Raw genomic sequence first — 25,430 nt, 5'->3', positions numbered from 1 at the left:
CAGGACAAAGGTCAGCATTAGAATAAAGGTTGGAGTTGCCAAATTGGATTAACGTGTAGCCAAAACGGATTTGAATAAATGAAAGACCAATAAAAAAGGCTCAGATCATAAAAATCTGAGCCTTTTTCAAATAAGAGATGGGACAGCATGATGATTTACATCACTACTTCCCTGTCTGATATAATAAGTTAAAATTTATAAACAAATGAGTTGATATTCATCCCTGCTCCAACAGAGGCAAACAAAACAACATTGCCTTCTTTTATTTCGTGGGAAGGAAGTTCTCCATTTAAGATCATGGTAAGCAAAGTCGGAATGGTAGCTACACTGCTGTTTCCTAATTTAGAAATCACCATGGGCATAATGTTTTCCGGCATGGGAAGGTCGTAAAGCTGATAAAAGCGTTTTACGATAGCCTCATCCATTTTTTCATTAGCCTGATGAATAATAATTTTATCCAACTGATCTATAGAATATCCGCTGGCATCCATACATTTCTTCATGGCATCCGCTACATTAACCAGGGCAAATTCATAGATCTTACGACCATCCATCTTGATGTATTTGGTATCAGGACAGCTTTCGTTATTGTATGACTTTCCAAAAAACAGGAAGTCTTTTTCATTTAAAGTATATGAGGCAGATAAGTGAGATTGTATTCCACTGTTATCTTCGCTGGCTTCCAGAATGGCTGCTCCTGCTCCATCGGCGTAGATCATACTGTCTCTGTCATGAGCATCAACAACCCTGGAAAGTGTTTCTGCACCAATAACCAGACAACGTTTTGCAATACCGGATTTAATGAAGGCATTGGCCTGTATAATCCCTTCAATCCAGCCGGGACATCCAAACAGGACATCGTAGGCCACACAGAAATTATTTTTGATCTTTAGCAGATGTTTTACTCTTGAGGCAAGACTTGGAACACTATCCGACTGGACGGTACCAAATCGAACGTCTCCAAAATTGTGCGCAAATATGATATAATCCAATGTTTCAGGATCTATTTTAGAATTTTCTATCGCTCTCTGTGCTGCGATCAGTCCCAGATCAGAGGTCACCTGATGTTCAGATGCATACCTTCTTTCTTCGATGCCGGTAATTTCCTTGAGTTTTCTGGCAATAATATCATTCGCTTCCTTTAATGACTCTCCGTTTTTATTAATAAAATGATGCTGGTCAAAAAATAAATTTGTAATTGTTTCCGGCGGGATATAATTGCCGACCCCTATAATCTTGCTTGTCATTAAAAAAAAATTATAATCTTCTTAAATTCATTTCGTGTTTTTCATGAATTCAAATATTGTACAATAATAACGATAAAATATCTATTAATCGTATGATAAAATAGAATTGAATATTTATATTGGTATTCAAAGCATAGAATAAGCCTTTAATATCTGTTGAACCGACCTCTATCATTGGTTTTTCACTTCATCCTCAATACCTTCTATTTTTGTCATGCTTTTTCGTAAATTCGCGTGCTTATGGCAGCATATATTCTTGAAAATAAAAGCATCACTACGCTTTCTGTTTATGATCTTCTGAAACACACCTCAGGGAGTGCATTTCTGGAGATCAGAGATTTTCATGAAATACACCCTACTGTCATTGAAAATAATCATGCAATTTTCACCAAGACCTCTCCATTAAAGGATTTTCCAGATGTTTCGATAAGCCAGATAGGTAGTTCTATAGTAAGTACCTGTAGCTGCAGCAGCCCCAAGGATAAACTTTGTGCGCATCAGACAGAAATTATCCACTGTATTCTGGAAGATAAAAATTTCAGGACTTTTTTTGATCCTTTTCTTCGCAAGAAGCTGTTTATGACTAAAGCTAAAAGTTATGGCTTAGAAAATGAACCTGATCTGGATGCTTATTTCGAGCTGGAATACACCGAAGGAAAAGTTGAAGTGCGTCCTAAGATCAAAGAGATGTTGCCAATAGATGAGGATGTTTTTAAACAACATCTGCTTCCCCAACGCTCTTCAGTGATCGAGGAACTGGCTTTACAGGAAAACGGTAAAAGAAAGATACTGGTGATTGGTAGACATCGTTACTACAGTCATCTGAACTTTTCGCTGATGGAATCTGAAACCACACAGAGCGGAAAGATCAAGAATCCTGTGAATCCCGTTGATGCTATGCAGCTGATCTGGAAAGCCGAAGAACCCCAACATATTAAATTCTACACTGCTGTCTCTGCTTTTCAGAACAATTATAATGAAGATTACAATCCGGCAGAACTTGAGGCTTTAAAACTTATCGTACAAAATCCGCTTGGCCTGGAAACGTATTATCATGACCGGGAACTGTCGGAAACCGTTTCGGCAAAATCTCTGGTCTCTGTACATCTTGAAGTTTTACAGGCAGAAATACAGCTTTCTGTATTCAAAAAAGATCCTTTTTATGAAGTGACAGGTGAATTGGAGTTCAATGATATTTCCATTCCGTTTAAAAATGTCATGATCAGGAATGAATATTTTGTCTACAGCCGGAATACCTTCAGTTTTGTAGATGATCCGGATATGCTGAGGATCATTAAATTTTTTAAAGCCAACAATGAGATCCTGCTCGTCCACTCCTCAAAATACGAAGCATTTATGCAGAATGTACTCGCTTCACTTGAACAACGTATCCATATTAATTATAGCTATATACAGACAGCAACTCCAGTACAGCTTGAAGAAAAAAAACACAGGAATGAAAGGATCATTTATCTTCGCCAGCAGGGAAATTATATTGCTATAACTCCGGTCATGAAGTATGGTCAGGCAGAAGTTGCCGTATATTCCAGAAAACAGCTTTTCGGTACAGATCAGAATGGCAATGTGTTTAAAATTGGCCGAAGTGATGCTGAAGAAGCCCGTTTTACGTCTCTCCTTATGAAACAGCACCCGGATTTTGAAGCACAGATGGACGGTTATGATTATTTTTATCTGCACAAAGATAAGTTTCTGGATGAGGATTGGTTTTTGCACGCTTTTGAAACCTGGAGGAGTGAAGGCGTGATCATACTGGGATTCAACGAACTCAAAAACAATAAACTTAACGGACACCAGGCCAAAATCAATATTCAGATCACCAGCGGACTGGACTGGTTCAATGCTAAACTTAAGGTTAGTTTTGGGCAGAAAGATGCTGCTTTAAAACAGCTTCACCGTGCTATCCGCAACAGAAGCAAGTTTGTACAGCTTGATGATGGTACACTTGGTGTTCTTCCGGAGGAATGGATCAACAGAATGAATGAGTTTTTCCGGATTGGGGAAATCGATGCTGAAAACCTTAAAATTCCGAAGATCAATTTTACGGAAGTCTCCACTCTGTTTGAGAAAGAAGTTTTAAGTGAGGAAATGCAGCAGGAACTTTCTTCCTACTCGCTTCAGTTCTCATCTGTTAAAGATATTCCTCAAATAGCTGTTCCTAAAGGATTAAATGCAGTATTAAGGGATTATCAGCATGACGGACTGAACTGGCTCGACTTTTTGGATGGTTTCAATTTTGGAGGTTGTCTGGCCGATGATATGGGACTTGGAAAAACGCTTCAAGTCATTGCATTCATCCTGTCTCAGAGGGAGAAACGGGGACATACGACCAATCTCGTTGTGGTTCCTACTTCCCTTCTCTTCAACTGGCAAGAAGAAATCAGCAAATTTGCGCCTTCGGTAAAGGTGATGACACATTATGGAGCAGACAGACTAAAAGCCTCAGAGCATTTGTCCGAGTATGAAATCGTGCTTACCAGCTACGGAATGTTGCTTTCGGATATTCGTTTTCTGAAAGATTTCCGCTTCAATTATGTTTTCCTTGATGAATCGCAGACCATTAAAAACCCAAATTCAGAGAGATATAAAGCAGCTCGTCTGTTACAGTCGAGAAACAGGATCGTTCTTACCGGAACTCCTATTGAAAATAATACGTTCGACCTTTACAGCCAGCTTTCTTTTGCGTGTCCAGGACTTTTGGGAAGTAAACAGTATTTTAAAGACATCTATGCGGTTCCTATTGATAAATTTGAATATGGAAAACGGGCACAGGAACTTCAGCAGAAAATAAAGCCTTTTATTCTTCGCAGAACCAAGAAACAAGTTGCCAAAGAGCTTCCTGAAAAAACAGAAATGGTAATTTATTGTGAAATGGATGCTGAGCAGCGTAAGATTTATGACGCTTACGAAAAGGAACTTCGTGAATTTATTGCCGCCAATGATGACGATGATCTGAATAAAAACAGCATGCATGTTCTGACGGGACTTACCAGGCTCCGACAGATCTGTAATTCTCCAGTACTTTTAAAAGAAGGATACTCCAATGAGCATGCCGTGAAAATAGAAATATTGATGGAACAGATACAAAGTAAATCGAAGGATCATAAAATCCTAGTCTTCTCACAATTTGTAGAGATGCTGGATTTACTTAAAGCTGAACTTGAACGTAAAAAGATTCCTTTTGAATACCTTACCGGGCAAACCAAAAACAGAGGTAAAGCCGTTAATAATTTCCAGGAGAATGAAGAGGTCAGGGTATTTCTGATCAGTTTAAAAGCCGGTGGTGTGGGCCTTAATCTTACCCAGGCAGATTATATTTACCTGGTAGATCCATGGTGGAATCCTGCAGCAGAAAATCAGGCGATCGACCGAAGCTACCGTATCGGACAGACTAAAAATGTGATCGCTGTACGGCTGATCTGCTCGAATACGGTGGAAGAGAAGATTCTAAGTCTTCAGAAAAAGAAAAGCGAATTGGCTCAAAACCTGCTCCAGACTGAAGGAACTGGTATCCAGAAATTGTCAAAACATGATTTGCTGGGCCTCCTGGAATCCAAACCGTTATAGAAAGCTTATTCCTCCAAAAAAAGAAAACCGACAGATAAAGTCTGCCGGTCTAAAAAAACAAAAATTGATATGGATATGATTAGATAAGTGTTCTTATTTTTTGATGATCTTTTCGGTGATGCTTTTTTTATCTCTGGTGTAGATCTTAATCAGATAAGTTCCTGAGGTAAGACTTTCCATATTGATTACGTCAGATGTGCCTTCTGTCAGCTTTTGACCTGCCAGATTGTAAATTTCGTATTTCTCCAATCCAGCCTCAGTTTTCACTGTTAAAGAACCTGATGTAGGATTAGGATATATTTTGGCAGACGATTTCTTTGCTACTTCCGATGTCGCCAGATTTGATGCCTTTATGTTTAAAGTATAATCTTCAACCTGTCCGATGAACCATCCGGAAGGACACGGAAGATTTTGCAGTGTTCCCATCCATGAGCTGGATTCATAAGCTTTTACAATTCTGAAACGGGTCTGTCCAAGCAGGGCATCAGCAGGAATGTCGATCGTTCCGGACGTTACTCCGGACTGTTTGCCGGGAATTGGGTCAGAATTATCTAAGTAGCCCAGATTAAATACTTCATTCGCGTCAAATACATTATTATGATTAAGATCTATGTAAGCATAAGCCGAGATGGTCGTCTGCCCCTGAGTTCCTCCTGTAATGGTTATGGGGTAAGAGCTTCCTCTGTTCACATTGAAAACAGTACCTGTAAAGTTCTCAATCACGTCTGAGTTTCCGTCTATGTGGCTTTCTCTGGAAATCCCTACAAATTCTACCTTTGTAATTTCACTTACAGTCAGGGTTGTTACATTCTCAGCTCCGCAGTATGGAGAAGGAAAAACCACATTACTCCCTGCCATATTAACGGTATAATCTTCTGTCTGTCCTGCCCTTAAACCCGTATCACAAGCTGTATTGATTGAATTTGCAGCATTGGGATCAGAATAAGCGGCGGTATTCGTATTTTTAAGCACTCTCATTCTAGTGGTACCGGATGCAGCATTAGATGGAACCAGAATAGTACCGGTTATTGTCATAGCATTGAAAGGATTAGCTGCTCCCAGCCTTCCGATATTGAAGCTTTCTCCTACATCATCAAAATTCCCGTTTCTGTTAAAATCAATAAATACAACAACATCACTTGGAAAAGTACTTGATGGTCCTTTTACAGAGATCTGATACGTATTTCCTGCCTGAAGGTCTGTAGACATGGAAGTAAAATCTTCATATACCTGTGCGCTTCCGGACTGAGAAGATGATGTATTATTGATGGTCCCAAAACTAACATTGGTAATCATGTTGCTGTCGGCTCCATATTGAAATGCCGGAGTACAATACTGTGCATTCATCATCATATAGAATACCACAGCAGATAGAGTAGATAATTTCTTCATTTATTCCTTATTTTCTTGAGACAAATTTATATTTATTTAGAATTAATAAAAATAAGAAACGAATGATATTTGTCACCTTTTGCGGAATAATTTAAAACCCATGCAAATAATTAACGCTAATACATTGATAATATGCTAATTGAAACTTCTGCTATCAAAGTGTAATGACCAACACCATTGAAATTATATCTAATTTTATGAAAATGATTATGTTCTGGAGAGTTGATCCAGCTTTTTGAGAAGAGCTGGCATGCGATAAGAGCCGGACATTTGCTCTATTTTAGGAAGTATTTCATCAGCCTCTGCGCCTTTTGCTGTAAGAAACAGCGGAGTTTTGCTTTCACCTCTCAAAACACTTCTTCTTTGGGAGTCGGGTGATGCAAATTCGTTCTTTGCAATCCCGATGACTGGATATTTGTTGTCCAAAGCTTCGTACAAATAGCCTCCAAGTCCCATTTTCCCGTCGTTGTCAAGGGTAACATAGCCATCTACTATAATAAGATCTCCTTCTTTTAGTTCGATCTTCTTCAGTAAACTCAAAATGCAAGGTAATTCCCTTTTATAGAATGCACCACTCTCATAGTCGGAGGTGATGTCTGTTTTTTCAATAAAAATTTCAGATTCTTTTTCGGAAGTCCAGTCTTCAAATGCAATGCAAACAGTGTTCGCATAATCCTCATAATAAGTATCAAAAGCGTAAATCATATGTCCTTCTTCATTAAAAAAATTCACCAAAATGCCATAAAATTCCAGACGGATCATGTACAAAGCATTCTTTTCCCCACTCCATGGTTCTTACGGGCGTAAGTCTCACGCCTTCATATTTTTCGGGAAGATGTAAAGTCTGAAGTTCTTTCCAGAAATCATCTGTATTGTCAACCTCCATAAAGATCATGGTATTGTCAACCCAATCTTTAGCATAATAATCCTGAAGATAAAAACCGGTTTCCTGTCTTTTAAACAGCGATAATTTGGGTTCCAAAATCACTTCCTCGAATCCCAGGTCTTTATAAAAACTTCTGCTTATCTCAAAATTTTCAGCTCCAATAAACGGTCTGATAGATTTTACCCCTTGTTTCACGATTGTCTTTTTTCCAGTTATTAAATGTCATTTCAAACCTGATCTCTTTTCCATGGGTTCCTGTTTCCTGCCATCCGGATTTTTGATAGAACGTTGCTGCTCTTGTTCCTGGTGCAGTTCCCAGCCAGACATCTTCTTGGGTTTGTTCAAAGTACCAGTCGAGCATGATGTCGTGAAGTTTCCTTCCAATCCCGAGTTTTTCAAAGTCAGGATGTAAAAAAAGTGCCCAGATATTGTTTTCTTTCAGGTCTACAATGGAGAAACCTACAATTTGGGATTCTATTTCGCATACCCAGCCTTTTCCTCTTTCAAACAGGAATTCTTCACAGTCTTCATCGGTTACCAGTGCAGGATCGGAAAGCATATTTTCTTTCACTGAGTTTCTTACGACCTGGATTTGTGGAATGTCTTCTGGTCTGGCTTCACGGATCATGATGTTCATTGATATATTGGGCTAAAGCCGTATGGTTTTTTTATTTTTTTTTATAAAAACGGGCTAAAGCCCGTTTTTATTGAATATCGTGTATATTGGTCAACGCAAAGGCGCAATTTTTAATTTATCTGATGCTTTTAAGGCGCAAGAATTTTACCTTCGATAAATCGGCATACTGCTAAAACTTATTGAAAACAATTGATTTTAAAAACATTAACACTCATTATCTAAAGTAATTTATTTGCACTTTTACGATGATCCAACACCCTAAATTATTTCTTGTCTACTACAATTCTTTCCGTCCTGTTGGCAATCTCCCAGGCTGTTGCGAAAACAAGCTGTGTTCTTTTCTCCAATAACGGATAATCTATTTTCTCAGGATCATCTGTCGGCTTGTGATAATCTTCATGAATACCATCGAAGAAAAAGGCTACCGGAACATTGTTTTTAGCAAAGTTATAATGATCTGAACGGTAATACAGCTGCTCCGGATCTGCCGGATCATCATATTTATAGTTCAATTCCAAATTGTTCGTTTTCTTATTGGCAGCTTCATTGATTACCTTCAGTTGTGAGCTCAGCATTTCAGAACCGATCACATAAACGTACTGTTTTCCTCTGTTTTCAACATCATCACGGCCAATCATATCAATATTCAGGTCAACTACTGTATTCGCAAGCGGAAATATGGGGTTGCTGGTGTAGTATTCGGACCCAAACAGACCATGCTCCTCTCCTGTTACATGAAGGAAGAGAATGGATCTTTTTGGTCCTTTTCCAGCCTTTTTAGCTTCCTGAAAGGCTTTTGCGATCTGCATAACCGCTACAGTTCCGCTTCCGTCATCATCAGCTCCGTTGTACACTACTCCATTTTTAGTTCCTACGTGGTCGTAATGTGCAGAAACCACTACTATTTCTTCAGGCTTTTCACTTCCTTCAATGAAAGCAAGTATATTTTCAGAATCAGGAAGATTTCCGCCGCCTCTTTTTTTCATAAATTCAGCAGGAACCTTCTGGTAATAGGATCCTAATGCCTTTGGAGGAGTAATTCCTAAGTTTTTATAATAATTAATCATATACTCACCCGCTTTCTTTTGCCCCGGACTTCCAGTATCTCTTCCTTCCATTTCGTCGGAAGCGATAACATATAAGTTTTTCTTTAATTCATCAGCCTTAATCGTCTTATATGCAGACAGAAATGCTTTGTCAGCATTTGCCACAGATGACGACTGAGCTGAAGCTCCTTCGGAAGTTTTCGTTGTTCCGCAACTGACCACTACAGCCAGACCCAACAACGGAATAAGCATTTTTTTCATATGATAATAATTTGCTTAAAAATAGCAAATTTTATTGAATATGGATGCTCTGGTAACGTTATTCCTATGAAATCACAATATAAAAAACATTGCAATTTTAAAATTATCTGATCTCGATAAGTCATTTTGAAAGAACTTATTAACATAAAAATACAAATTGCAATCATAGAATAAACAAATCAGTTTCAATTTCTAATTAAGCTTACTTTGTAGGTTTAAATGTTAAAAGTTATGAGGATCAAGTCATTTATCGTGGATGCATTTACAGATACCTTATTTAAAGGAAATCAGGCAGGGGTCTGCATTCTGGAACATCCAATCAGTGAAAATAATATGATTAATATGGCAAAGGAATTTGGCTTTTCGGAAACAGCCTTTGTCGTCCATCAACAAACCGATGTCTACTCAATACGTTACTTTTCTCCTGTTACTGAAATTCCTTTATGTGGACATGCTACTTTAGCATCAGCAAAAGCTTTGTTTAACGAATTTCCTGAGCTGAACAAGGTTATTTTTCACACTCATTTTGGGCAAGTTCTTGAAGTATTTAAAAGACTTTCGCACATTGAAATGTTTTTCCCGGTGCATGAAACTGAAAAAGCAGTTCTTTCTGAAGAAATAAAAACCGCTATCGGCATTAAGGATATTATTAACTGTGAATATAACAAGGAACATAATATCCTGATGGCAGAAATAGAAAGCAGTGATGAATTGCAGCGTCTGACTCCTGATTTTAATGTCTTAAGAAGTATCAAAAGTTCCTTTAGTGGGGTTCTTGTTACTTCCCTTTCATCAAAGCCTGGTTATGATTTTGAATACCGCTATTTCTGGCCCTGGTCAGGTTCAGATGAAGATCCTGCAACCGGTGGTGTACAGAGTTTTTTATGCAGATACTGGGCATTAAAACTTAATAAAACAATTCTGAAAGCTTTTCAAAGTTCTTCACGTACGGGAAGTATGGAGGTTGAATTGAAAGATAAAAAAACAATAATCAAAAGCAATGCAGTTATTTTTTTAAAAGGAGAAATACATATTGATGTATAGTTCCTCAATTTTTTTAATGAGAAAGTATATCAGAATACATTTAAAGATAACACTTTGCAATCTATAATTTATCAGATTTAATGAATACTTATTTTCCTTATATTTGATACAATTGCAAAATAGATGGAAAAAATTTACGGATTTACACATTATTCTTTTTTCACGGAAATGTCTGAACTTGCCACAAAACATAATAGTTTTGATCTTTCTCTGGGACTCCCCGATTTTGAGATTGACAGCCGTCTTAAAGTATTTTTAAAAGAAGCTGCAGATCATCAGTGTCATCAATATGAGCCGCTTGCAGGAAATCCTTTGTTGATAAAAAATATTATTACCTACAATGCGGCAAGAGCCAACAGCATTGCGCTTAAGGAAAATGAGGTCACCATCATTCCATGTGCAACTTTTGCTTTATATACCGCCCTTAAATGTATTTTAAATCAGGGAGATGAAGTAATTATTATTCAACCCTCCTATTATACTTACGGACCTTCTGTTGTATTAAACGGTGGCACTCCTGTCTATTATGATCTTGAACATGATTTTACCATCAACTGGGAAAAATTTAAAGGCTGTATTTCTGAAAAAACAAAAGCAGTCATTGTGAATTCCCCGCAAAATCCCACGGGTACAATTCTGAAACAAAGTGACTGGAATCAGCTGTATGAATTGATAAAGCATCAGGAAATTTATCTGCTTTCAGAGGAAATTTACGATACCTATTGCTATGACGGACTTGAACATTACAGTTCTTTTCTCCATCCTGAGCTGAAAAACAGGACGTTCTGTATTTTCTCTTTTGGAAAAATGTTCCATACATCCGGCTGGAAAGTCAGTTATCTGCTGGCTTCTGAAGATCTGACCGCAAAATTCAGATGCCATCAGCAGTATATTTCTTACAGCGCCAGTGCTCCCGCTCAGTATGCCCTTGCCAGATATCTGGAAGTATTTGATTCATCCGAAAACAGGGCCATAATGCAGCACAAAAGGAATATATTTAACGAAATGATTGCATCCACGCCATTGGAAGCCACAAGAAAAGCCGAAGGAAGCGTGTTTCAAATCGTTAATTTCAGAAATGTTTCTAAAACAATGACGGATGTAGAGTTTGCAAAATGGCTGACGGTAGAGAAAAAAACAGCTTGCCTGCCTCTTTCTGCATTTTATAATTCACGCCAGAACTCAGATTATGTACGATTCAGTTTTGCTAAAAAAGATGAATTGATCATCCATGCTCTGGAACATCTGCAAAAAAATCTTTAAGCATAAAAAGCATTCTGTTTTTACTCCTTAGATTTCACAGATTATCTATATCTACCTTTATTTGATTGACAAAGTTTTGATATTCATAAAAAAAGCACCGCCTGAGGCGGTGCTTTGGATATAGGTTGATTTGATTTTAAAGAGCAAGTACTCTTACATCAATTCTTCTGTTTTTGGCTTTACACTCATCGGTATCATTTGCTTCACAAACAGGATGCTGCGAGCCATAGCCTTCCGCTTCTACCCTGTCTGATGAAATTCCCAATTCCAGAAGTTTCAGTTTTGCCGTCTGAGCTCTTAGATTTGATAATTTCTGATTGCTTTCTTCATTTCCGGTATTATCAGTATACCCACCCAATTTTATTTTCAAATCAGGATAGGCATTTAGAATTTCGGCAAGATTATTCAGCTGTAATTCTGAGCCGGCTTTCAGGTCGCTTGATCCCGTTTGAAAATAAAGATTTTCTAATGTGTACCAGTTATTAGGATCTACGACAGTTTTATCTTTCTGATTCACCGCATTATACAATTGAAATAGTCTGCTTCCTTCTCCCAAGGTAATGGTTTTTCCTCCTTTCAGTTTTATTTCCTGGATGGTTCCGGTCTCATAGACAAAATCTCCGTTTTCATTAAGTTGTCCTTTAACCTCTTTTGGAGACACAGGTGTTGCCTGAATCCCTGCATATGCTGTGGATGAACTGGCATTATACGCTTTTGTCAGACTTTCTAGTTTAGCCTTTCTATTGGCTTCAATTTTATCTTTATGTATCACTGCCAATGTTGGTGCAATCACCAATGAAACAATAGACATCAACTTGATCAGGATATTCATTGATGGTCCTGAAGTATCTTTAAACGGATCTCCTACTGTATCTCCCGTAACGGAAGCTTTATGAGGTTCTGAACCTTTGTAATACGTCTGACCATTAATATCAACACCTTTTTCAAATGACTTTTTAGCATTATCCCAGGCACCTCCGGCATTATTCTGGAACATTCCCATCAGAACGCCACATACGGTAGCACCAGCCAAAAATCCACCCAAAACTTCAGGTCCGAAAATAAAACCGACTAAAATTGGTGAAATAATGGTAATCGCTCCCGGAAGCATCATTTTTCTGATGGATGCATCTGTGGAGATCGCTACACATTTTTCGTATTCAGGCTGGGCTTTTCCTTCCAGGATCCCCGGAATTTCACGGAACTGTCTTCTTACCTCTTCTACCATAGCCATCGCTGCCTGCCCTACTGCTGTAATCGCAAGGGATGAGAATATGAACGGTATCATTCCTCCTACGAACAATCCTGCCAGAACATCGGCTCTGTAGATATCAATACCGTCTATGCCAGCAATGCCTACAAAGGCTGCAAATAAGGCAAGCGCCGTCAATGCTGCAGAAGCAATCGCAAATCCTTTCCCACTGGCTGCTGTGGTGTTTCCTACAGCATCCAGGATATCTGTTTTTTCACGGACTTCTTTTGGAAGTTCACTCATTTCAGCAATTCCTCCAGCATTATCTGCAATCGGCCCAAAAGCATCAATGGCAAGCTGCATGGCGGTGGTTGCCATCATTCCGGCTGCTGCAATGGCTACTCCGTACAATCCGGCACATAAATAAGATCCGTAGATACCGCCTGCCAGTACCAGGATCGGAAGCAATGTAGATTCCATTCCTACAGCCAGACCACCGATAATATTTGTTGCATGTCCTGTAGAAGACTGTCTTACAATACTGGCAACGGGTCTTTTACCCATCGCGGTATAATATTCTGTGATGATACTCATCAAGGTTCCTACGACAAGTCCCACCATTATAGCTCCAAAAACCCCCATTTTAGTAAACTCGTGACCTCTGAGCGTCATTTTTTCAGGAAGAAGATAGTTCACCAGAAAATAAGAGGATATAGCTGTAATCACGATACTTCCCCAGTTCCCCAGATTCAGGGCATTCTGTACACTAGAAGTAGACGAACCTTCATTATCATTGATTCTTACAAATAAAGTTCCAACCATAGAGAAAATAATCCCTGTTCCTGCAATAAGCATCGGAAGGAGAATAGGTGCAAATCCTCCGAACGAATCATCAGACATTGTTTCTCTACCCAAAACCATTGTTGCCAATACCGTTGCGACATACGAACCGAATAAATCGGCTCCCATACCTGCCACATCTCCTACATTATCACCTACGTTGTCAGCAATCGTAGCGGGGTTTCTAGGATCATCTTCGGGAATGCCTGCTTCCACTTTTCCTACCAAGTCCGCTCCTACATCGGCAGCTTTTGTGTAGATACCGCCACCTACTCTTGCAAAAAGCGCAATGGATTCTGCACCCAGAGAAAATCCGGTAAGAATTTCAATCGTTTTTTCCATTTCATGCGAATCAACTGTTGCCTCCGGAGCAAAGATCTGTTTAATGATCAGAAAAAGAGATCCTAAACCCAGAACTGCCAGTCCGGCCACTCCCATTCCCATCACCGAACCTCCGGTAAAGGAAACCTTCAAAGCTTTGGAAAGTGAAGTTCTTGCAGCTTCTGCGGTTCTCACATTGGCTTTGGTAGCGATTTTCATTCCGATAAAACCTGCGAGAGCAGAAAATACGGCTCCAACGGCAAAAGCAACCCCAATACTCCAGTGAGAATTGGCATTACTGGATCCCATCACAGCAAGCAGTATAGAAACTACCACTACGAAATAGGTTAAAATCTTGTACTCAGCCTTTAGAAAGGCCATGGCACCGTCAGCGATATGTCCGCTGATTATTTTCATTTTCTCATTTCCGGCATTCTGCTTACTTACCCAGTTACTCTGCAGGAAAGTATACAATAAGGCGACAACGCCAAAAACCGGAATTAAATAGAACAAATCCATAGTTTATTATTTTTATATTAATAAATAGTAATTAGTTTTATAAATATAATAAAAATTCTATGGTTTTATTAAACCTTGCCTTATAATATATTTTCGTAGATTTAAAGAACATCACAAAACAGAATATATGATGAAAGCATTAATTTACTTAATCTTTTCAGCATTTACTAATCTGGCAAGGATATAATCCAGAAGCCTTCTATTTTGAAAACAAAAAGGCAGATGAAAATTCATCTGCCTTTATTATATTTTGGAATGCTGTTGTCTAGCCTCCGAATTTTTCTGCGTAATCTTTTTGAGAAGCGATGATCACTTTTCTAGCGTGCTCAGCTCCGTAAACCTCATGAATTCTGCATTTTGCAGGCTCATCCGGTAAGTTCTTGTACGTTAAGAAATAGTGCATCAATCTTTTAACTTCTGCTTCAGGAAGCTCAGCAATATCTCTGAAATGTCCGAAAGCATGGTCACCGATCATTACTGCTACGATTTTATCATCTGCTTCACCTCCATCGATCATTTTGAATCCACCGATTGGAATAGCTTCCATTAATAATCCTCCGGAATGAATATTGTGAGAGCTTAATACACAAATATCAAGCGGGTCATGATCTCCTTCCGTTACATCATCAGCTCCAGCTTCTACAGCCAGTTTCATGACTTCATTGTGACAATATGTTCTTGGAACAAACCCATACAAAGCGGGAATAATATTAGAAAATTTCTGAGGTCTGTCTACCTTTAAAAATCCTGTTTCTTTATCTACTTCATATTTAATTGTATCTGAAGGAACGATTTCCACGAATACGTTTACAACATTTGGCGCATCTTCTCCTGCAGAAACCCCATGCCATGGATGTGCTTTAAAATTTGGAATCATTATTTATTTGTTATTTTTTAAGTTATAATTAAAATTTCTCTTCTAAGGTCTTCTATTGTGGCAGCAATATAATCATCGCTTTCCATATAGTTCATGATGAAAATGGTTTTGAATTCTTCAAGATCTGCATTTCCATTCAGTCCGTCATAGGTTTTGTGAAGTAAATCTATCAAAGCATTCTTAGAGTCTACAATGTTCTTCCAAGAAGCTTTTGTAATATACAGCTGCTGTGAAGAATTGTATTCAAACTCATCATTAATGGTCTTTTCAGTCAGAAATATGAACTCATGCACTGCCAGATCTTTATCAAATTTCTGGATCATGTTTGATGGTTTTATCCTCTCTAAAAAAAGTGTCATCCTTTCATAGGAATGCGCTTTATTTTCAGCATTTGATTTTACAGAAAGAAGCTTGATCTCCTGATTTTTAAGGGTAATGTACGAATGTACAAATTGTCTCAGCAAAACCAGAAAAGGGATTGCGATAATCAATGCAAAAGCATACGGTAAATATCCTGAAAAACTAGCCATAATTTTAGACCGCAAAATTACTAATTATTTTCCGGCTTCTAAAGAGTTTTTAAATATATCGGTCTTAGAATTCTGAATATAGATCAGAGACAGTATAATGATGAGATAAAAACCGATCATCATCCTGTTTGCCAAACTTGGAAAAACCAGGAACCTTAGAAATACGGAGAGATAGATAGCCCCGAAAAATAAACACTGTGCCCAACTTTTCTTACTGCTCAATGAAAATTTATTCGCCATAATTACGACAATGAATATAAGCAACAGCGGAAAATACGAACCGTTAAACTCCAATGGCATTGACTTCTTGATAAAGTTTAAATAATCCGGAAAATAAAAAGAATCCGGGTTGGATATTGGGTAAATCTGAACTTTCGTAAACTGATTCATGAATAAAGTAGACCAGGAAATCTGGTTAAAATATTGGATCAGAAAGAAGGAAAGAAAGATGTAGCCATAAGACAAAAACAGATGCGTCGCTTTGATCTGAAGCATATTTTTATACAAATAAGCCACAATATAAAGGAAGGAATACAAAATAAAATATTCCGGTCTTGTTAAAACACAAAGCATCGCAAAAATCGTAGCCGCAAGATGACTCTTCCTCACTGTAAAAGCATACAGGCTCAACAAAAGCAATAAACAGGATAGGCTGTCGGCCGAGGCATGTCTGCTGGCTTCCAAAAGCGGTTTGAACAAAGATATTAGGATGGTTATGATAAATGCTAAAGGATAATTTCTTAGAATTCTAATCAGATAACAAAATATGACAATCAATATCAACACATAAGAAAGTATAGAGGTTAAAAATACAGAGGTTGTCATTTTAAAACCTAATTTAAAGAACATCAAGTTCACAAAATTATAAAAAGGCTTTACTGAAAACAATTGCAGTTCCTCTCCGTAGGCTTTAGGATTTTCCGAAAGGACTTTATAATAGGTGTTCTCTCCTTTTGCAATTTCTTCATCCTGAGGAGTAATTCCGAAAAGCTTAGGGTTGGTTCCTTTTAATTCCGTATATACCTTTTTATGGATATCCTCTATTTTCATATCAGGATATTCTGCTTTGTAAATAAGTCCAGCATAAGCCTCCAGATCTACATTGTAATACTGATGGGTATACAGATAGTATGACATGAGGCATAAATAGATTGAAAAAATAAAAACAAGAATATTTCCGTTTTTTTTCATTTACATTTTTGTTTTCTGACTAAGAATGCAAAAGTAAAAAAACTATTCGTTCAACGGTTATTATTCAACTGTTTTATTATTTTCTAGAAAAAAAATTAGATTATAATTCAAATAAAGCCGGTCTCTGTGTTACTTCATGATAGCACACGCTGTTTTCGTCAAAAAAGTGATACACAAGGCTTTTTCTGGTCCTGTTCTTATCGGTATGCGGCTCTCCACCATGAAGAATATTGGCATGCCATATGAGCATATCTCCTTTTTTCGCTTTAAAAATTTCCTTTTTTAACCCTAATTCATTGACTTTATCTGCTAAAAATTCTTCATAAGCCTTATAGCTTTTTTTGCCAAGACGTACAGCATCCCCTTCATTTTCATAATCAGAATTCAGGAAATAAGGAAGTTTATGGCTTTTGGGAATATAATGCAGTGCCCCATTGGTTTCATCTACATCCTCCAGCGCGATCCATACTCCTAAAAGCCCTCCGAGTGGATAGGTCGTCATATGAATACTATCTGAGTGTGTTTTTTGCTGACTGCCGTTGATAAAATTAATACTCTGAAAAAGCTTGGCCTTACCATCTAAAAGTACGGACAGAAAGTCCATCAGGTTTTTATTACTACCAATATTTTTAATAATCTCAGAATGGTGGATGGCAAACATCAGTTTTCCACCGTAAATAAATTTCAGCGTGCCGTTTTCCATCAGTTTTTCAATTTCAGTGTTGATCCTGTCTGCGTCATTTGTGCTAATGAAATTTCTTAAGATCATATATCCGTTATCATCATACTGTAAGGCACTTTCCTTATTTTCGGAAGACAAATTTTTGAAAAATTCAGTGTTGATCAGTTTTTCCTGAACAATCGTTCTTTCTGCAGCTGGAAGATGGGCAAAATCTGCACTGGAAATGCTGGAAAAATAACTTTTATTGATGCCGTATTTCTTGTATAAGGAAATATTATGCTGTAATTTTTTCTTATTAAAAAAATTATAAATGACATAGGGCAGTTTATAGTAACGGATCTGCTTAAGCATAGCTGAATTATTAGTTGTAAATACTTGATAAAGGTAACAAATAATATCTAATTAAAACCATTCTAAATAACCATTAATACATGATAATAATCCTAAAAAAACTTCCCTCTCATCATTAATGAAGCAAAATTCCTGACAAGAGTTTTCTGTGAATTCTCTATCACGGAATAAGGTTTCAATTCCGGTCTGAAGCCGCGGAAGAATTCTTCAATACTGGGAAGATTTCCTCCTTCAAAGTCAAAAATACAGTGCTCTATATTTTCTTTGATCACTTGGTCTATTAAGGTAGATGCTCCAGCCATTTTAATGTATTTCTTGTTATTAAAAGTTCCTAAAAGAGCAATCGTATCATAGTCTGAATAGGTAGCGATCATATTCGTGATCTCATGGTGATAGTAAAAAGCCAGAAATTTTAAATGTTTTAATGAATAAAACGCTTCAAGGGTATTCAGTAAAGCGACTGAATCATTTTCCTTATCCAGCCCTACCACATGAGCCTCTATAAATTTTTTCGCTTCCGGATAACTGATCTCTTTGATCTCTGAATTTTGTACTACTTCATCATCCAATCGCAATTTTCTCTTTCTTTTGGGCGAATATTTAGCAAAAACTTCAGTGTAATTACCAGGATATAAAAGGAAATTTTTCTTTGTATCTAATTTTGAATCAAAAGTATTGGTTTCGTTAAAATAATAAACTTTTATGAGATAATTCTTTTGAAGAAAATGCAAAAACTTTTCATTGATTTTCCTATCATCTTTGGCCGAAAAAATCCCGAGTTGCTGGCACATTAATGGATTATGTACTATTTTGATTCCATTTTTGAGGACAAAAGGAACAGGCATGACAGCCTCATAGTTATTATAAACTAAAATCTCCCACAGTTTGTTGGTCGTCACATCTAAGTAATCTTTCGATGCTGAGTATTTTCTCTGCTCTGAATTTTCGAGACAATCAGTATATTTTTTAAAATCAATCTCTTTATATTTCACTCTTCTAATCATAATAATCCTTCATCTGAGAAACTAAAATACGTATCCTGTGTGATAATAATATGGTCTAAAAGCTGGATGCTTAATGTTTTTCCGGCTTCTTTTATTTTTTGGGTAATGCTAATATCTTCTTTACTGGGTTTTAAACTTCCTGACGGATGATTGTGGGCAATAATAATTCCTGTAGAGAAGTGATCCAGAGCAGTTTTAAACAAAACCCTCACATCTACAATCGACTGGCTTATTCCCCCTTGGGTCAGCTGTGAAGTATGAACAACTTTATTGCTCTGATTCAGAAATAAAGCCCAAAATTCTTCAGTTCTTAAGTCTGATAATTGGTTTTTAAGGATAAAATAGGCATCCTTACTGTTGGAAATCACCGGCTTGTCAGGAATTTCCTGAACCGCTCTTCTTTTTCCTATTTCTAATGCTGCAATAATGGAAAGTGCTTTTACTTCCCCTATTCCTTTGAATTTCATCAGTTCTTTACTGGAAAGAAGACTCAGCTGGTGCCAACTGTTATTTACCGATGATAGAATTTTTCTCGCCAGTTCCAATGCACTCTCATCCCTGCTTCCGCTTCCCATAATAATCGCTAAAAGTTCAGAATCAGAAAGCGAACTTTTACCTTTCTGTAAAAATTTCTCCCGGGGTCTGTCGTCTTTAGCAAGTAATTTTATGGTCATCTTTTAGAGATTAGAGATTAGAGATTAGAGATTAGAGATGAAGTTACAAATTATAGCCTTTAAATCATTTGGATAAATTTAATAAAATGCATACATGATAACAGGCTGTTTTGAATGATCAATATACTTAGCCGTTTGAATCAGTGCATTTTGAGAAAGCATAGGACATCCTAAACTCAGACAGGCTGGGTTTTGGGATTCCTGATCCGGAACACATCCTAATGAATGCAGCACGATTGCCCGCTGCATCGCATTGCTGTTGCCATCATCCAGGCCATTCAATCTGTAAGCTTTTCCGAATTTCCCGATATAGCTGTTGAGAATTTCATATTTTCCAAGCGAGGATTGATATGATCCTTCTGTGTTGCTGAATTTTAAAGCATCTGAGTTCTTGACAACTGAGCCTGAACCATGGGAAACAACTGCTTTCTGCAATATTTTATTGTTTTTTAAATCGTAAACAAAGTAACGGTATTTCCCGGAATAGGTTTTAAAATTAATAAAAACAGCTATATCCTGATTATAATTTCTTCCTTTTACAAAGTTCTTAATTTCCAAAACTTTTTCCGCCGGAAGGATCTCAGACGTATTATTTTCCTGAGACTCAGCTTTGGAGCAGGATATAATAAAAAGGAACAGGAAAATAAACTTTTTCATTAAGAGTAATAGGAATTTATTCGATGATCATTCCATCTTTCATCACCAATTTCCGGTCAGTGATTTCAGCAAGGTTTGGATTGTGAGTTACAATGACAAAAGTCTGGTTATATTTATCCCTCAGATCAAAAAATAATCTGTGAAGATCATCAGCATTTTTCGAATCTAAGTTACCCGTAGGTTCATCAGCAAAAATAATTTTTGGAGAATTGATCAGAGCTCTTGCTACCGCAACCCTCTGTGCTTCTCCTCCAGATAATTGGTTGGGCTTATGATTCAGCCTCTGCTCTATTCTAAGATCTTCAAATAAAGCATATGCTTTGTCTAAAGCCTCTTTTTCGTTTGCTCCTCCTATTTTTGTAGGAAGCAGTACATTTTCTAAAGCCGTAAATTCCGGAAGAAGTTGGTGAAACTGAAATACAAAACCAATATTCTGGTTTCTGAATTTGGAAAGCTGCTTATCATTCATATTGATGAAAGACTCTCCTGCAATGCTAATTTCCGTATTGTACTTATTGGAATTGCTTGGATGATCCAGAGTTCCCAAGATTTGAAGCAACGTAGACTTACCGGCTCCGGATTCGCCTACAATAGAAACCACTTCACCCGTTTTAATGTGAATATCAACTCCTTTCAGTACTTCTAAATTCCCATAAGATTTATGGATATTACTCGCTTTAATCATGATTCAAAAATAGTGATTTACCTGCAAATAAAAAACCGCTTTCAGCGGTTTTTTATTTTATTGTTTTGTGAAAATTAATTATTTTCTCCTAGCCTTATCTTGATTTTATTTTCAATAAAGAGTTGCTTTACATTTTTGTAAATATTAATCCTCTTTTCGTAGGTATATGTACTGTAAGATCTGTGTTCTTCGGACAGCCGCCCCAAACTCCGCAGATTCCTGTATAGCTCCATGTAAAGTGTGTTGAATCTACCATACTTAGATCTACTCCGCCGGCTCCTGACCCGCAGTTTGCTCCTGAATAGTAAAAAAATGCCGTTTTTCTAACTTTACTATATCTTTGAGATAAAATTTTATATACTTTAAGATTAGGTGAAAAATAATCTTCAATAACATTTCCTGCTGAATCTAAAATGACATGCTGCATGACAAGTACATCTTCAAAATATTCTCTCTTATCTTCCCTAAAGCCTTCTTCTGAAAGCATCTTAGAAACTTTTCGTATTCTAAGAAGAATTGTCATATTATCAAAACCAGCCTTCCAATCTCCGACAAAAGGTTTATAATCATTATCAATATCTTTCAAATAATCACCAGCTTTTATACTGTCTTTCGGAGTTGTATCTAATGGAAGTATTCTTTTTTGAGCAGAATAAAAAATACTGGTCACTAATAATATTAATAGAAATATTTGAAAAAATAAATTTTTCATATCTTATTATTTGAAAATTTATTTTATTGCTTAGTAAAAATTAAGTCCTTCGTTTCAGGAAGATAAATATTAATATCTGTTCCCGGAGGACATTTGCTGTCGTCAAGGATAATATCATTAGGGCGATATTCCCATGAAATTTGTGTAGAATTTATTTTCTTCAAAATAATTTTTCCATTACCCACACTACAATTTGTTCCTCCATAACTAAAAGTTATATTTCCTAAGTTGGGTCTGGTTCTCATACTATAAATAGTATGTCTGACCTGACTAGGCTGAAAACTCATATTTTGAGTATTTTGCAAAATATTTCCACTGGAATTTTTTATTATGTATTTTATAGATAAGACATCTCTATAAAATTTTTTATCAACTCTATCTATTAGTCTATTCTCCTCTTTAGTAATATATAAAATAATTTCATTTCCTTTAAAATTAGCTTTATATTCTCCTGTATATGGTGTTAATTCATTATTTAAATCTTTTAAATAAGAACCTTGCGGTATTCCTTCAAAATCTGTATTAAGAGGATAAGTTTGTTGTGCTTTGCAAGAAAACACAACAAACATTCCTAAAGATATAATTAAACCTTTCACTATTGTTTAGTAAAGATTAAATCTTTCGCTTCAGGTAGATAAATGTTTATATCTGTACCAGTTGGACATCTATTCTCATCTAGTACAATATCATTTGGAAGGTATTCCCATGAAATTTGTGTAGAACTTATTTTTTGTAGATAAATATCACCCCAACCTACACTACAATTAGTCCCTCCATAATATAATAGTAATTTATTATTAGATTCCATCCATCTGCTATATATAGTATTTTTCAATTGGTTTGGCTGGAAAGTAATATTTTGAGTATCTTGAAGAATAGTTCCTGATGAATTTTTAATAATGAATTTTATGGATAGTACATCTTTGTAATACTTATATTTACCTCTATCAAAAAACTGATAGTTTTGTTTTGTAATAAATAGCGTGATTTTTTTGTCTTGGAAATTAGCAGTATAATTCCCTACAAATACATTCAGTTCGTTGTTAAAATTTTTTAAGTAGGAGTTATTAGGAATTTCTGTATAATCCGTCTTTAGAGGATATTCTTGCTGTGCTTTACATGAAAATACAGCAAGAATTCCCAAACATAGTCCCAAATTTTTCATTACTGTTTAGTGAAAATTATATCAGAAGGTTCATATGGCAGATTTATTTTTATACCACCAGCTGGATAATCTGAACAGTTTTTATTTGTAATAACTGTTGATTCAGGCTGATAATTCCATTTAAAATGAGTGGGATCAATCATTTTTAAATTGATACCTCCCCAACCAACTTGACATTGACCACCTTGATAATAAAGTTTGACAACATGTGCTTTTTTACTATATAATGTTGATATAATTTTATAGTCATTCAAATTTGAACTTATATTATTTTCAATTATATTTCCGTTATTATCCTGAATAGAATATTGTACAATTAAAACATCCGAATAATATGATATATCTAGCTTTTGTAGTGACTTTTGCAAAACTTTAGTAATTTTTAGTATCACAATCTTATTATTTAAATTTGTTTTCCAAGTTCCCACAAATGAATCATATTCATTATCTAAATCTTTAATATAAGAATTATTAGGTATATTTGAAGTATCTGTTAATAAAGGATATATCGTTTGTTGTGCTTGACAGGCATATGTTGAAGCTATACAAAGCATAGCAATCAAAGTTTTTAAATAGTTTGCTTTCATAAAATATTTTTTAACAAGGATTAGGTGTTGTTGTTCCATTCGTATTCTCTTTTATAGTGGCAGTATTTCCATTCTCTTCTTTAATTAATTGAACCTTATCGTTTAAATTCATTTTTTTTAATAATTTAAAAAACAAAATTTCAAGACCTTGTGGTTTATTTACTTTTAAGTAATCAATTGAATATCTGTCATCTTCTGATAAAACATCTTCCCATTCTTTGTATGCTTTAACCAAATCAGCAACATAAGCTTTTTCTTGTGCTTCCGTCATAGCAGGAGGCAAATCAGATACCGTTCCTGTAAAATTAATAAAATAAGTACCACTGGAAGAAACTGTTCCACTATAGGCATTTCCAAGACTACTAGGATCTTGCTGTCTTACAATATGTAAAAATGTCATGACATCTTGTGGGGCAAGTATACCAATTGTCTTTGGCTGATGAGTATGTACAGTACCTAAGGAATTTGATCCTATCCCAAATTCTAATAGATTATCTCCATGTACATTTCCTTTTACTAAACTACCACTTTTAAACTCCTGAAAACCTCTTTCTTTTTTTGTATTAGTTTGAGCATGAGCTTTCAAGGCAGTAAGAGAATCCTTTATTTGAGGCTTAGTAACAATTGCTTTTGTTTTCTCACAAGGATCATTCAGCTCCGGCAGATTAATATTTCCGCCTCCACCGCCATACACAGGAGTAGTTCCCATACCCCCACCAGAGCCAGAGCCGCCACAGCTTCCGGGAGTTTCCTGTACCGTCATGTTGTACACTACTTCGTAGCCACCCTGTGTGGCAGCATTGGAAGTTCCCAAATAAGCGCACGGCTCTCCATAATCATGCAAACCTTCTATGCATTGATGCCCCGAAACATATACATAGGTTCCTACAGGATAAAAAACCATAGGACAGGAATTTAGCTTTCCAAAGATTTCGGCAGAAGTCTTTTTCCCTACCGCATATAAAGAAATATGGCGGGAAAGCTCTTCGGAAGACAGGGGCTTTTCCCTGCTGTTGCTAAGGGCAGCGGCATCGTATGTAATGAAATAGGCAAAGAAATTACCGTCTCCTATATCTTTTAAGATAAGGTTTTCCAAAGATCCTTCATCTTTTTCAGAATCTCTTTTTATTTTAAAGGTATAGGTTGTTGTACCATTGCCATCCTTCACAAGGTATGCCTCGTCAGTATCTATAGAAAATTCGTTTTCTGCGTCTGTATAGATTTTGTTATTTTCAGAGGCAGTGTTTGGAGATATCTGGTTAATTTTATCCAGTACCTGAGGATGATTTTTCTCTAACTGCGCACGTGACAGCCATTCTACAGTGTTTTTTTGAAGCTGTGCATCATATTCCTGTTCAGCTTGCTGGAGCTCCTGCTGGCAAGACCACAGCAGGGCCATAAAGGCTGTCAGTAAGAGCAGCCTGAGAATAATTTTTTTTCTCATAATCATTTGTTTGTTTTTAAGTTGTTAAATATAATAAATTTTATAATCCCAAAGATGTGAAAAAAAATAAAACAACAATGCCCTGTTTTTGATGCATGATTATTTTTGGAAAAAAATTATATTTGTTCTATTCAAAATATATTGAGCTATGAATACCACCATCGGGAAGAGAATCAGAAAGTATAGAGAGGAAAAGGGAATCTCCCAGGAAGAACTGGCAGAAAAGCTGCATATTTCACGCTCTACCTACCAAAGGATTGAAAACGGGGAAACCAATTCTTGGGTGAACCACATCGAAAATATCTGCACTTCCCTGGATGTAAACATGGAAGACATTCTGAAACCGGAAGAAGGATATGTACAGGTTAACAACAATACTGATTCTTCAAATTCTTCAAATGATAATGCAAGCGGTATAATCCAAAGCCAAACAATTAATTATAATACTCCCGAAAAACTTATTGAGCAGTATGAAGAACGCATCAAAGAACTAAAGGACCAACTAGATTACTGGAAAAATAAAGCAGAGGGCGGCAAGTAGTCTCCTACCTTTGCCAAAAGCAGTTTTCATTCCTGCAGAAACTTCCGGAAAACAAAAATGAATCAAAACCTGATTTTTGCAATACAAACAAAAAAAA

24 protein-coding genes are annotated in these 25,430 nt (G+C 36.5%); 4 read left to right on the top strand and 20 right to left on the bottom strand.

The features are described from left to right. Positions 1 to 188 precede the first annotated feature (188 nt). Positions 189 to 1,247 carry a 3-oxoacyl-ACP synthase III family protein gene (locus NZD88_RS16100; protein WP_259830479.1) on the bottom strand — a complete coding sequence of 353 codons (1,059 nt, stop codon included), beginning with the start codon at positions 1,245 to 1,247 and terminating at the stop codon, positions 189 to 191. Between the two features lie 240 nt (positions 1,248 to 1,487). Here NZD88_RS16100 and NZD88_RS16095 point away from each other — a divergent pair, with 240 nt between their 5' ends. Further along, positions 1,488 to 4,832 carry a DEAD/DEAH box helicase gene (locus NZD88_RS16095; protein WP_259830478.1) on the top strand — a complete coding sequence of 1,115 codons (3,345 nt, stop codon included), beginning with the start codon at positions 1,488 to 1,490 and terminating at the stop codon, positions 4,830 to 4,832. Positions 4,833 to 4,925: 93 nt separating this feature from the next. Here the strand turns inward: NZD88_RS16095 and NZD88_RS16090 are convergent, their stop codons facing one another. The 5 genes from NZD88_RS16090 to NZD88_RS16070 form a co-directional block, all read right to left on the bottom strand. Further along, a complete protein-coding gene (locus tag NZD88_RS16090) occupies positions 4,926 to 6,224 on the bottom strand; it encodes a T9SS type A sorting domain-containing protein (protein ID WP_259830477.1) in 1,299 nt (432 codons plus the stop codon). Between the two features lie 207 nt (positions 6,225 to 6,431). Then, the gene (locus tag NZD88_RS16085) at positions 6,432 to 6,986 is read right to left on the bottom strand and encodes an endonuclease V (RefSeq protein WP_341483025.1); all 555 of its coding nucleotides are present in this window, start codon (positions 6,984 to 6,986) and stop codon (positions 6,432 to 6,434) included. Continuing rightward, on the bottom strand, positions 6,943 to 7,305 hold the full coding sequence (locus NZD88_RS16080) for a VOC family protein (RefSeq protein WP_259830475.1): 363 nt from the start codon (positions 7,303 to 7,305) through the stop codon (positions 6,943 to 6,945). The genes NZD88_RS16085 and NZD88_RS16080 overlap by 44 nt, the downstream gene beginning before the upstream one ends. Continuing rightward, on the bottom strand, positions 7,262 to 7,747 hold the full coding sequence (locus NZD88_RS16075) for a GNAT family N-acetyltransferase (protein ID WP_259830473.1): 486 nt from the start codon (positions 7,745 to 7,747) through the stop codon (positions 7,262 to 7,264). The genes NZD88_RS16080 and NZD88_RS16075 overlap by 44 nt, the downstream gene beginning before the upstream one ends. Positions 7,748 to 8,010: 263 nt before the next feature. Beyond that, complete coding sequence (locus tag NZD88_RS16070) at positions 8,011 to 9,054, bottom strand: M28 family metallopeptidase (protein ID WP_259830471.1); 1,044 nt, start codon at positions 9,052 to 9,054, stop codon at positions 8,011 to 8,013. A gap of 231 nt (positions 9,055 to 9,285) precedes the next feature. Here NZD88_RS16070 and NZD88_RS16065 point away from each other — a divergent pair, with 231 nt between their 5' ends. Next, positions 9,286 to 10,098 (top strand): PhzF family phenazine biosynthesis protein, encoded by an 813-nt coding sequence (locus NZD88_RS16065; protein ID WP_259830469.1) that lies wholly within the window; start codon positions 9,286 to 9,288, stop codon positions 10,096 to 10,098. A gap of 123 nt (positions 10,099 to 10,221) precedes the next feature. Further along, positions 10,222 to 11,361 carry an aminotransferase class I/II-fold pyridoxal phosphate-dependent enzyme gene (locus NZD88_RS16060; RefSeq protein ID WP_259830468.1) on the top strand — a complete coding sequence of 380 codons (1,140 nt, stop codon included), beginning with the start codon at positions 10,222 to 10,224 and terminating at the stop codon, positions 11,359 to 11,361. Between the two features lie 136 nt (positions 11,362 to 11,497). On the opposite strand, the gene NZD88_RS16055 is transcribed toward NZD88_RS16060, so the two are convergent. The 14 genes from NZD88_RS16055 to NZD88_RS15990 form a co-directional block, all read right to left on the bottom strand. After that, positions 11,498 to 14,233, bottom strand: a complete 2,736-nt coding sequence (locus tag NZD88_RS16055; protein ID WP_259830466.1) for a sodium-translocating pyrophosphatase — start codon at positions 14,231 to 14,233, stop codon at positions 11,498 to 11,500. A gap of 265 nt (positions 14,234 to 14,498) precedes the next feature. Then, on the bottom strand, positions 14,499 to 15,110 hold the full coding sequence (locus NZD88_RS16050; protein WP_076510188.1) for an inorganic pyrophosphatase: 612 nt from the start codon (positions 15,108 to 15,110) through the stop codon (positions 14,499 to 14,501). 17 nt (positions 15,111 to 15,127) lie between these two features. After that, positions 15,128 to 15,640 carry a DUF7935 family protein gene (locus NZD88_RS16045; RefSeq protein ID WP_259830465.1) on the bottom strand — a complete coding sequence of 171 codons (513 nt, stop codon included), beginning with the start codon at positions 15,638 to 15,640 and terminating at the stop codon, positions 15,128 to 15,130. Positions 15,641 to 15,664: 24 nt separating this feature from the next. After that, positions 15,665 to 16,831, bottom strand: a complete 1,167-nt coding sequence (locus NZD88_RS16040; RefSeq protein ID WP_259830464.1) for a hypothetical protein — start codon at positions 16,829 to 16,831, stop codon at positions 15,665 to 15,667. 100 nt (positions 16,832 to 16,931) lie between these two features. Continuing rightward, positions 16,932 to 17,864: a phytanoyl-CoA dioxygenase family protein gene (locus NZD88_RS16035; protein ID WP_259830463.1), complete on the bottom strand. Its 933-nt coding sequence runs from the start codon at positions 17,862 to 17,864 to the stop codon at positions 16,932 to 16,934. Between the two features lie 92 nt (positions 17,865 to 17,956). After that, positions 17,957 to 18,868 carry a hypothetical protein gene (locus NZD88_RS16030; protein WP_259830461.1) on the bottom strand — a complete coding sequence of 304 codons (912 nt, stop codon included), beginning with the start codon at positions 18,866 to 18,868 and terminating at the stop codon, positions 17,957 to 17,959. Then, positions 18,865 to 19,542: a RadC family protein gene (gene radC / locus NZD88_RS16025; RefSeq protein ID WP_169234243.1), complete on the bottom strand. Its 678-nt coding sequence runs from the start codon at positions 19,540 to 19,542 to the stop codon at positions 18,865 to 18,867. The genes NZD88_RS16030 and radC overlap by 4 nt, the downstream gene beginning before the upstream one ends. 78 nt (positions 19,543 to 19,620) lie before the next feature. Continuing rightward, a complete protein-coding gene (locus NZD88_RS16020; RefSeq protein ID WP_259830459.1) occupies positions 19,621 to 20,199 on the bottom strand; it encodes a murein L,D-transpeptidase catalytic domain family protein in 579 nt (192 codons plus the stop codon). 16 nt (positions 20,200 to 20,215) lie between these two features. Then, positions 20,216 to 20,884, bottom strand: coding sequence for an ABC transporter ATP-binding protein (locus NZD88_RS16015; protein WP_259830457.1), 669 nt, complete (start codon positions 20,882 to 20,884; stop codon positions 20,216 to 20,218). Between the two features lie 127 nt (positions 20,885 to 21,011). After that, positions 21,012 to 21,596 (bottom strand): DUF6705 family protein, encoded by a 585-nt coding sequence (locus tag NZD88_RS16010; RefSeq protein WP_259830456.1) that lies wholly within the window; start codon positions 21,594 to 21,596, stop codon positions 21,012 to 21,014. A 23-nt stretch (positions 21,597 to 21,619) separates the two neighbouring features. Next, positions 21,620 to 22,192 (bottom strand): hypothetical protein, encoded by a 573-nt coding sequence (locus NZD88_RS16005; protein WP_259830454.1) that lies wholly within the window; start codon positions 22,190 to 22,192, stop codon positions 21,620 to 21,622. After that, a complete protein-coding gene (locus tag NZD88_RS16000; protein ID WP_259830452.1) occupies positions 22,192 to 22,761 on the bottom strand; it encodes a DUF6705 family protein in 570 nt (189 codons plus the stop codon). Before NZD88_RS16000 ends, NZD88_RS16005 begins: the two co-directional genes overlap by 1 nt. Beyond that, positions 22,761 to 23,348 carry a DUF6705 family protein gene (locus NZD88_RS15995; RefSeq protein WP_259830451.1) on the bottom strand — a complete coding sequence of 196 codons (588 nt, stop codon included), beginning with the start codon at positions 23,346 to 23,348 and terminating at the stop codon, positions 22,761 to 22,763. Before NZD88_RS15995 ends, NZD88_RS16000 begins: the two co-directional genes overlap by 1 nt. Before the next feature lie 10 nt (positions 23,349 to 23,358). Continuing rightward, on the bottom strand, positions 23,359 to 24,792 hold the full coding sequence (locus NZD88_RS15990) for a hypothetical protein (protein WP_259830450.1): 1,434 nt from the start codon (positions 24,790 to 24,792) through the stop codon (positions 23,359 to 23,361). A gap of 148 nt (positions 24,793 to 24,940) precedes the next feature. Between NZD88_RS15990 and NZD88_RS15985 the strand changes: the two genes are divergently transcribed. After that, entirely contained in the window at positions 24,941 to 25,333 is a 393-nt protein-coding gene (locus tag NZD88_RS15985) for a helix-turn-helix transcriptional regulator (protein ID WP_259830449.1), read from the top strand. Positions 25,334 to 25,430: the final 97 nt, after the last annotated feature.

Origin of the sequence: Chryseobacterium pyrolae (assembly GCF_025153485.1) — a bacterium.
Taxonomy (GTDB): domain Bacteria; phylum Bacteroidota; class Bacteroidia; order Flavobacteriales; family Weeksellaceae; genus Chryseobacterium; species Chryseobacterium antibioticum.
Note: the sequence above shows the minus strand (reverse complement) of the source record. Positions and strands in the feature narration are given on the sequence as shown.

Coding starts and splice junctions, on each gene's coding strand:
- NZD88_RS16100 (WP_259830479.1), bottom strand. CDS start 1,247: ATGACAAGCAAGATTATAGGGGTCGGCAATTATATCCCGCCGGAAACA.
- NZD88_RS16095 (WP_259830478.1), top strand. CDS start 1,488: ATGGCAGCATATATTCTTGAAAATAAAAGCATCACTACGCTTTCTGTT.
- NZD88_RS16090 (WP_259830477.1), bottom strand. CDS start 6,224: ATGAAGAAATTATCTACTCTATCTGCTGTGGTATTCTATATGATGATG.
- NZD88_RS16085 (WP_341483025.1), bottom strand. CDS start 6,986: ATGATCCGTCTGGAATTTTATGGCATTTTGGTGAATTTTTTTAATGAA.
- NZD88_RS16075 (WP_259830473.1), bottom strand. CDS start 7,747: ATGAACATCATGATCCGTGAAGCCAGACCAGAAGACATTCCACAAATC.
- NZD88_RS16070 (WP_259830471.1), bottom strand. CDS start 9,054: ATGAAAAAAATGCTTATTCCGTTGTTGGGTCTGGCTGTAGTGGTCAGT.
- NZD88_RS16065 (WP_259830469.1), top strand. CDS start 9,286: ATGAGGATCAAGTCATTTATCGTGGATGCATTTACAGATACCTTATTT.
- NZD88_RS16060 (WP_259830468.1), top strand. CDS start 10,222: ATGGAAAAAATTTACGGATTTACACATTATTCTTTTTTCACGGAAATG.
- NZD88_RS16055 (WP_259830466.1), bottom strand. CDS start 14,233: ATGGATTTGTTCTATTTAATTCCGGTTTTTGGCGTTGTCGCCTTATTG.
- NZD88_RS16050 (WP_076510188.1), bottom strand. CDS start 15,110: ATGATTCCAAATTTTAAAGCACATCCATGGCATGGGGTTTCTGCAGGA.
- NZD88_RS16045 (WP_259830465.1), bottom strand. CDS start 15,640: ATGGCTAGTTTTTCAGGATATTTACCGTATGCTTTTGCATTGATTATC.
- NZD88_RS16040 (WP_259830464.1), bottom strand. CDS start 16,831: ATGAAAAAAAACGGAAATATTCTTGTTTTTATTTTTTCAATCTATTTA.
- NZD88_RS16035 (WP_259830463.1), bottom strand. CDS start 17,864: ATGCTTAAGCAGATCCGTTACTATAAACTGCCCTATGTCATTTATAAT.
- NZD88_RS16030 (WP_259830461.1), bottom strand. CDS start 18,868: ATGATTAGAAGAGTGAAATATAAAGAGATTGATTTTAAAAAATATACT.
- radC (WP_169234243.1), bottom strand. CDS start 19,542: ATGACCATAAAATTACTTGCTAAAGACGACAGACCCCGGGAGAAATTT.
- NZD88_RS16020 (WP_259830459.1), bottom strand. CDS start 20,199: ATGAAAAAGTTTATTTTCCTGTTCCTTTTTATTATATCCTGCTCCAAA.
- NZD88_RS16015 (WP_259830457.1), bottom strand. CDS start 20,884: ATGATTAAAGCGAGTAATATCCATAAATCTTATGGGAATTTAGAAGTA.
- NZD88_RS16010 (WP_259830456.1), bottom strand. CDS start 21,596: ATGAAAAATTTATTTTTTCAAATATTTCTATTAATATTATTAGTGACC.
- NZD88_RS16000 (WP_259830452.1), bottom strand. CDS start 22,761: ATGAAAAATTTGGGACTATGTTTGGGAATTCTTGCTGTATTTTCATGT.
- NZD88_RS15995 (WP_259830451.1), bottom strand. CDS start 23,348: ATGAAAGCAAACTATTTAAAAACTTTGATTGCTATGCTTTGTATAGCT.
- NZD88_RS15990 (WP_259830450.1), bottom strand. CDS start 24,792: ATGAGAAAAAAAATTATTCTCAGGCTGCTCTTACTGACAGCCTTTATG.
- NZD88_RS15985 (WP_259830449.1), top strand. CDS start 24,941: ATGAATACCACCATCGGGAAGAGAATCAGAAAGTATAGAGAGGAAAAG.